Source organism: Bacillus sp. B4EP4a (genome assembly GCF_006680105.1).
Taxonomy (GTDB): domain Bacteria; phylum Bacillota; class Bacilli; order Bacillales; family DSM-1321; genus Peribacillus; species Peribacillus simplex_E.
Genome location: NZ_VHIK01000054.1, coordinates 1 through 6562, shown reverse-complemented (window position 1 = coordinate 6562; position 6562 = coordinate 1). Strand labels below are relative to the sequence as shown.

The following is a 6562-nucleotide window of genomic DNA, read 5'->3' as shown; positions in this document are numbered from 1 at the left end:
ATTAATTTGCGTGGTATAGTGAATCACTCCCCTTTCAATAGTACATATTAACTAATTTATTAATAAGGAAAACAAAAATGGAATCAGGACCTGACCCCCTGATTCCATTTACGTATGATAGCTTTTATTTAATCGAATTGATGACTGCCCGCTCATACATCTTTTTTGTTACTTGATAATATAGCAGTTGAAAAAGAAAATACGTTCCGATGACCATAGCAGAATAGACGAACAAGTTGGATCCCAATAAATTGCTTAATGCCACGTAGGCGATTATGGCATGAATCATCCCTATCAGAAAAGGAGCGAAAAAGAGGATGCGTATTTCCGCACTTAAAATTTGCCGTATTTCTTTTTTTGTCAGTCCCAATCGATGAAGGGCATGAATTTGGATTTTTTTATCTTCTAAATTCGTAAAAACTCGCAGATACATCATGCTTCCTTGGACGATAAAGAATAATAAACTGACAAACAAGCCGATAAAAAGTATCAAAATGCTTCCCTGTTTCATTTCTTGATAAATCGGAGCTCTTGTTTGCAATTGATTCTGGTCTGGATTATTAGACATTTTTTCGATTTTACTGGATGTTTCCATTGATTCTTCCCAATCTCTAATTTCATACCCGCGTACTCTTACCTTTTCTTTTAAAGGCACATCAGCAGTTATTTCATGAAACAGCCGATCATCGACCACCATCAGGGTCGTTGCTGACTTTATGGGGGCGACTATGGATTGATTGCGCTGACCAATCATTGTTACCTGTATGGTTTGTTTACCATAGTGAAGTTCCTTTTGTTCTCCCTTTTGGACGAATTGATAATCCAGTCCTCCATAAGGAAAAACGTATAACGCTTCCTTTCCAGATAACTTTGCCGGATCAATTTTTCGCAATGCAGCCACATTGTTATAATCACTTTCCGAGATTAATAATGACCTATTTTCATTAGATTCTCCCGTTCTCATATGGGGTAACATGTAGGTAATGGGTACTCCTGTCATATTTACTTTGTAAAGGATCTTGAATCCATCTTCCTTTAATGCTTTCTCTACTGCGGATGGTTCAATAATGGAATTTATAGAAGCATCATTTTCCACCCAGCCAATTGATTGAGGAATGTTATTCATCCCTTGCTTTTTTAAGTCTGCACTGAACATGAAAAGTGTGCCTGCAGCTGTCAAAATGACGGCTGTAATGATCGAGGTCAAAAAGAATAATCTGGAATAGTCTTTAATATTAAATATCAGGTTTGTTTGAGTGATTAAATTCGTTCCACCATATAAGCTTTTCTTCTTCCGGTAAAGCCTGCTGCATAGAGCGACAATACTTTGGCTGAATAAAAAATAGGTGCCGATCAGTACGAAGAGTAAAATGGGCATTACTCGAATATAAGAATTGTTCAACGACATAGTGCCTGCCAAATAATAAGAAACGCCTAAGCTAACGGCCGATAATGCAATTAACCACTTTGAAACGAAGGGCGTCTTTTTTGGTTTTTGTTTATCTTTTAGTAAATCGACCACCTCCGCATTTCCAATGTGGAACAATGAAAGGAGCGATAATAGCTGAAATAACAAAACGAAACCAACAATCGTATAAACAAAGGCCTCAGGGACAAAAACAAACGATATTGGTTGCTCTACAGCCAATAACCAAGAAACTGCCATTAAGAATAACTTTGAGAATAATAACCCCAAGCCTACCCCAATCAGGATTGATATGAGGGAAACCATCGTTTGCTCCAGGTAAATCAGTTTTCTTAGTTGGGATTTGGACATTCCAAGCAGTGTCAGCAGCCCAAACTCTTTTTTTCGCGGCTGTATAAATGCGGCATTCGAATAAGCGATAAAGAAAACCGAAAATATGATGATCACTATTTCTGCTGCAATGAGTCCCCTACTAATTAGCTGTCCCCCAGGAATATTCGCATGGACCACATCAGGATGAAAGATAAATGATGCGTAAATAAAAAAGATTGAGACGGAAAGGACAATACTGAAAAAATAAGCTAGATATCGTTGTGCATTTCCCTGGATATTTCTCTTAGCGAGAAGTCGGATGTTCATGATAGACTCCTCCCAAAACGCTTAACGTATCTAAAATCCTTTGATGGAAACTCTGTCTTTCCCCTCCGCTGTGCACCTCCGAAAAGAACTTACCATCCTTTATGAATAGAATCCGGTCACAGAAGCTGGCGGCAGTAGGGTCATGAGTGACCATGAGGATGGTTGCTCCCTTTTTCTCCTGAAGTGTCGTGAGGGTATCCATTACCTGCTTGGCGGATTTGGAATCCAAATTACCAGTAGGTTCATCCGCTAAAATAATGGAAGGCTCATGAATCATCGCTCGTGCACATGCCGTTCGTTGCTGCTGACCTCCGGAAATTTCATAAGTCCGCTTTTCTAAAATCCCTTCTATACCAAGAAGGCTCGCCAACTGATTCACCCTATTTTCCATTTCCTGCAATTTATAATGATCTAACGCTAAAGGAAGGATGATATTTTCGCGAACGGTAAGTGTATCAAGAAGGTTGAAGTCTTGAAAAACAAATCCAATTTCCTTTCTGCGAAACAAAGCCAGGTCTTGATTGTTTAATTCATTAGGATTTTGATCATTTAGAATGACTTTACCTGTGGTGGGCTTATCAATCGTGGCCATTAAGTTAAGCAGAGTGGTTTTCCCGCTGCCTGATGGACCCATCACCCCGACAAATTCCCCTTTCTGTACATTCATGGTGAAATTATGTAACGCTTTATGAAATAAATTCCCCTGTTTTTGAAAATAAGTTTTGGATAATTGCTCCGCTTTTAAAATCGACATCCTGAAAACCTCCCTTTCTTACCGTAAGTATAATGAATAAAGCGGGAGGCTCCCATCGAAGTTTATTACATAATCGTTTAACACCCTTACAATTCTGTCACCTTTCATGTAAGGTATTTGTCTTAAAGAGAAATTCCACAGTAGTCCCTTCTGATACAGTCGATTGAATGGTAACACCATGCCCAAGCCTGTTAACGATTTCCTTCACTAGATATAATCCCATCCCGGTTGACTCTTGTTGGACTCGCCCGTTCTCTCCAGTAAAAAATGGATCAAACACCCGTTTTACATCATGTGGGACAATTCCAATTCCCTGATCAGTTACCCTAAGGAAAATCTCCGACTCTTTTTCAACAATGCTGAACGTTATGCTGTCATGCTCTTCCTGCCTTGAATACTTCAGTGCATTAAAGACCACCTGACTAATGGCGAAGTGGAGCCACTTACGATCCGAATGCACATATAAATTCTCAAGTTCCGTGTCAAGCCTGGGATATATGAACCGTTTGATGAACTGTTTCTTTTCCTCGTTAATCACTTGCTTGACTAGATTAATTAAGTCAACCCTTTCCGATTTTACATCCTCCGAAAAACGCTGCAGCCTTGCTCCATGCAATATAATTTCCAGTCCTCTGCGAAATCGATCATTCTCTTCTTCTATCTCTTTAAGATAATCCTTCATCGACTCATTCGAAAATGTCCTTTTGCCTTCTTGAACCAGTAAGGAAATGACTGAAACAGGTGTCTTCATTTGATGAACCCATTGATGAATCAACAGCTCATATTGCTCCTTCTGTTTGATTTGTTCTTGTAATTGTCCAATTGTTACCCGGTTCATTTGTTGAAAAAGTTCCATCCACAACTTTTGTTCATTTGACAGGGGTTCCCTAAAGGCTTCGACAGATTCAAACGACAAGCTCGTTTCTTGCTTCATCCTTGCTAATTGATTAAGAAAACGGTAATGCCTTATGTAATCGGCCGCTAAAAATAGAAGCATCATAAACAACGCGAGAATAATTAAATAGATGATATTTGAAATCGATATGTGATTCCCCGCTTCCAGAACGGCTAATGCATAAGCAATAATAAGCAGGCTTACCAATAGAACGGTATAAAAAATAAAATAAAGACGGTCTTTTATAAAGGATTTCAGCTTCACTTTTCTTCACCTTGCACTATTTTTAGTCGATATCCTTTTCCCCTGCTAGTTGTTATGGCTTGGTTGACGCCAATATCCTCAAGTTTTCTCCGTACCCTTGTGACATTGACGGTCAATGTATTGTCATCAACAAATGAATCATCATTCCATAATGCTTCAAGTAAATCTTCACGCGAGACAATGGTGTCATACTGTCGTAGTAAACAACTCAATAATTTCAACTCATTTTGAGTTAACGTTACCCGATTGTCCTGATATTCGATCATCGCTTTTTCCGTATAAAGCGTTAATCCGTCCATTTCCTTTATTTGTTGGTGGAATGAAGATATTTCCGCATATTCACCATAAACCCTGCGTAGGACACTCTTTATTTTCGCTAGTACCACTTCCAGATGAAACGGTTTTGTTAAATAATCATCTCCCCCATATTCAATGGCCATGACTTGGTTCATTTCATCTGTCCTTGCAGAGATGAATATGATGGGAACCTTTGAAACCGTCCTTATTAGCCGGCACCAATGAAAACCATCATAATAGGGCAGATTAATATCCAATAAAACCAAATCTGGCTTTACCTCTTGGAACTCCGCAAAGACTTGGTCCAGTTGCTTCACTTCAAATACCTCATACCCGTACCTTTTTAAATAATTGACCAAGATTCCCGCTATTTTGAAATCGTCTTCAACCAATAATATTTTATACATCGTTTTCTCCTCATTAACATCAATCCTTCATATCAATTCAGCTATTGAAATGACAATAAAAAACCTTGAATGGTATGAGCCAATCAAGGGGATTCAAATAAAATTAGATTTCTTCCGGGATTTTCAATCCCTCAATGAAGGATTTAAAACTCGATGCAACTTTATAAATATTTTCATCCTGACTTGATGGATCCGAATACCAACCCTGATCCCAGAAATAAACTCCCTTTTCCTCTTCATTATCTATCAGTAAGATTTTACCTGCACATGTATCATTACCTATTATAATGCAATTCTTATGTAAGTCTTCCCTATTTTCTTCATGCCATTTCTGTAAATCCAGTTTTTTATCTTGAAGCTCTAATCCATAAAGTAAATTTAAGCAAACGAGCGTGTCTAATCCATCTACATAAAACTTACTGTTTCGAACCGCAGTTGTGCCGCCATTATGCGTAAGGAGAAATTGTTTATAATCTGCAGGGATCTCAAAACCCACAAATTCCTGAAAATTATTCACTGCTTCTTGTGTCGCTTTTCCATATCCGTTAATATTAACCATTCTATCACTCCATTTCAGTTTATTGTAGCAAAATCAATTGATAATCTTATTCTGTAAGCCTGCTAATTGCTGTTTATAAAAAGGTCAGGACCTACACTCCATTTATGGAGATCGTTGAAAAATAAATTATCATTACTTAGAAAATAATACTTTTTTTAAATATATTAACATAATTTTACTATCCTTATCAGTATTTTCTGATATTTTTTTTGACAATTTCGTTGCATTTCAATAAGAAAATAGCTTTTATATAAAGAGTTTTTGTCGAAAAATCGATAAATCATATAATTCGTAGATAAATCAGGAGTTTTCGAAGATATATCTCCATTTTCGAAGATATATAGGGGGACGATGATGAAACTTAGCATGATTCCTCCTTCTTTATACAATTAAAAAGGCGCCCAACCATTATATTCTAGGTTATGCGCCTTTTTCCTATTTATGAATTATCCCATTACATCTCAGACAACTTTATAGTCATCATAAGTAATTAATAACCTGCTCATAGAAACTGTCTCAGCACGAAGCCTATTCTTATCACGACAATAAGCAATGATTGAACTATTGGGAATTTTGGCTGTACAATTCCATTTACTATATTTTTCATTATACCTGGAGGATATTTCGATATTCTCACCACGAATCTTTAATATCCTGCGTTCTACCAAGGGCATCATCTCCAATTCCGATAATATTCTATACCCTAAATCAGATAAAATATTCCTGGGTCTCATTCAGGCATGGCATATTCAAAGATTATGGACATTATAGCAAACCAAACATATATTCAAAACAAAAGATGTCTACATATTCTGCCGATAGCCGGCGACAACCGAAAGATCCTGCCCCCTATTATTATAGGAAATGTGGTGAATCCCAATCGTAATCTTATAGAATGTCTCTTTATTTAAGGTATTATAACCAGAATAATCATAATATTTTTTTGGAATATTAAGAGAAATCACAAAAACCACCTAATAACTGTTAATAATAACTATAAAAATTATATTCGTATCACAAAAGAAATATTTGAAATTAAGAGGTTAGAGTCGTATGATTAGTAGTATCGGCGGAAAACACATAAATCAAAATAATTAAGTTTAAAGGGGAATTAGATATGGTAGATGTAGTCTCAAAACCTGAACATGAAACACTTAATATTTCTGCAAACCAAGAACAATTGGATATCCTTGATCAGCTTTTAAAGCCCGAGGTACAGGAATCATTGAACACTTTGGTTGAGCAGTTACCAAAACTGACTGAGTTAGTGAATATTTTAACAAAGTCTTATGATTTCGCTCAATCGGTTGCGACTGATGAT

At 36.9% G+C, this 6562-nt stretch carries 5 protein-coding genes and 1 pseudogene; 1 reads left to right on the top strand and 5 read right to left on the bottom strand.

Annotated features, from left to right (window positions below):
• Positions 1-124: 124 nt before the first annotated feature.
• The 5 genes from FNK51_RS22930 to FNK51_RS22910 form a co-directional block, all read right to left on the bottom strand.
• Complete coding sequence (locus FNK51_RS22930) at positions 125-2065, bottom strand: FtsX-like permease family protein (protein WP_141994797.1); 1941 nt, start codon at positions 2063-2065, stop codon at positions 125-127.
• Positions 2043-2819, bottom strand: coding sequence for an ABC transporter ATP-binding protein (locus FNK51_RS22925; protein ID WP_141994796.1), 777 nt, complete (start codon positions 2817-2819; stop codon positions 2043-2045). Before FNK51_RS22925 ends, FNK51_RS22930 begins: the two co-directional genes overlap by 23 nt.
• Positions 2820-2916: 97 nt before the next feature.
• Positions 2917-3978 carry a sensor histidine kinase gene (locus FNK51_RS22920; RefSeq protein ID WP_141994795.1) on the bottom strand — a complete coding sequence of 354 codons (1062 nt, stop codon included), beginning with the start codon at positions 3976-3978 and terminating at the stop codon, positions 2917-2919.
• Complete coding sequence (locus tag FNK51_RS22915) at positions 3975-4682, bottom strand: response regulator transcription factor (RefSeq protein ID WP_098372700.1); 708 nt, start codon at positions 4680-4682, stop codon at positions 3975-3977. Before FNK51_RS22915 ends, FNK51_RS22920 begins: the two co-directional genes overlap by 4 nt.
• Positions 4683-4785: 103 nt before the next feature.
• Positions 4786-5241, bottom strand: a complete 456-nt coding sequence (locus tag FNK51_RS22910) for an SMI1/KNR4 family protein (RefSeq protein WP_141994794.1) — start codon at positions 5239-5241, stop codon at positions 4786-4788.
• Between the two features lie 1117 nt (positions 5242-6358).
• Between FNK51_RS22910 and FNK51_RS22905 the strand changes: the two are divergent.
• Positions 6359-6562, top strand: a pseudogene (locus FNK51_RS22905) (DUF1641 domain-containing protein); the annotation flags it as partial.

What these genes read in the sequence shown, in the direction of transcription:
- FNK51_RS22930 (WP_141994797.1), bottom strand. Translation starts at nt 2,065, where the DNA reads ATGAACATCCGACTTCTCGCTAAGAGAAATATCCAGGGAAATGCACAA.
- FNK51_RS22925 (WP_141994796.1), bottom strand. Translation starts at nt 2,819, where the DNA reads ATGTCGATTTTAAAAGCGGAGCAATTATCCAAAACTTATTTTCAAAAA.
- FNK51_RS22915 (WP_098372700.1), bottom strand. Translation starts at nt 4,682, where the DNA reads ATGTATAAAATATTATTGGTTGAAGACGATTTCAAAATAGCGGGAATC.
- FNK51_RS22910 (WP_141994794.1), bottom strand. Translation starts at nt 5,241, where the DNA reads ATGGTTAATATTAACGGATATGGAAAAGCGACACAAGAAGCAGTGAAT.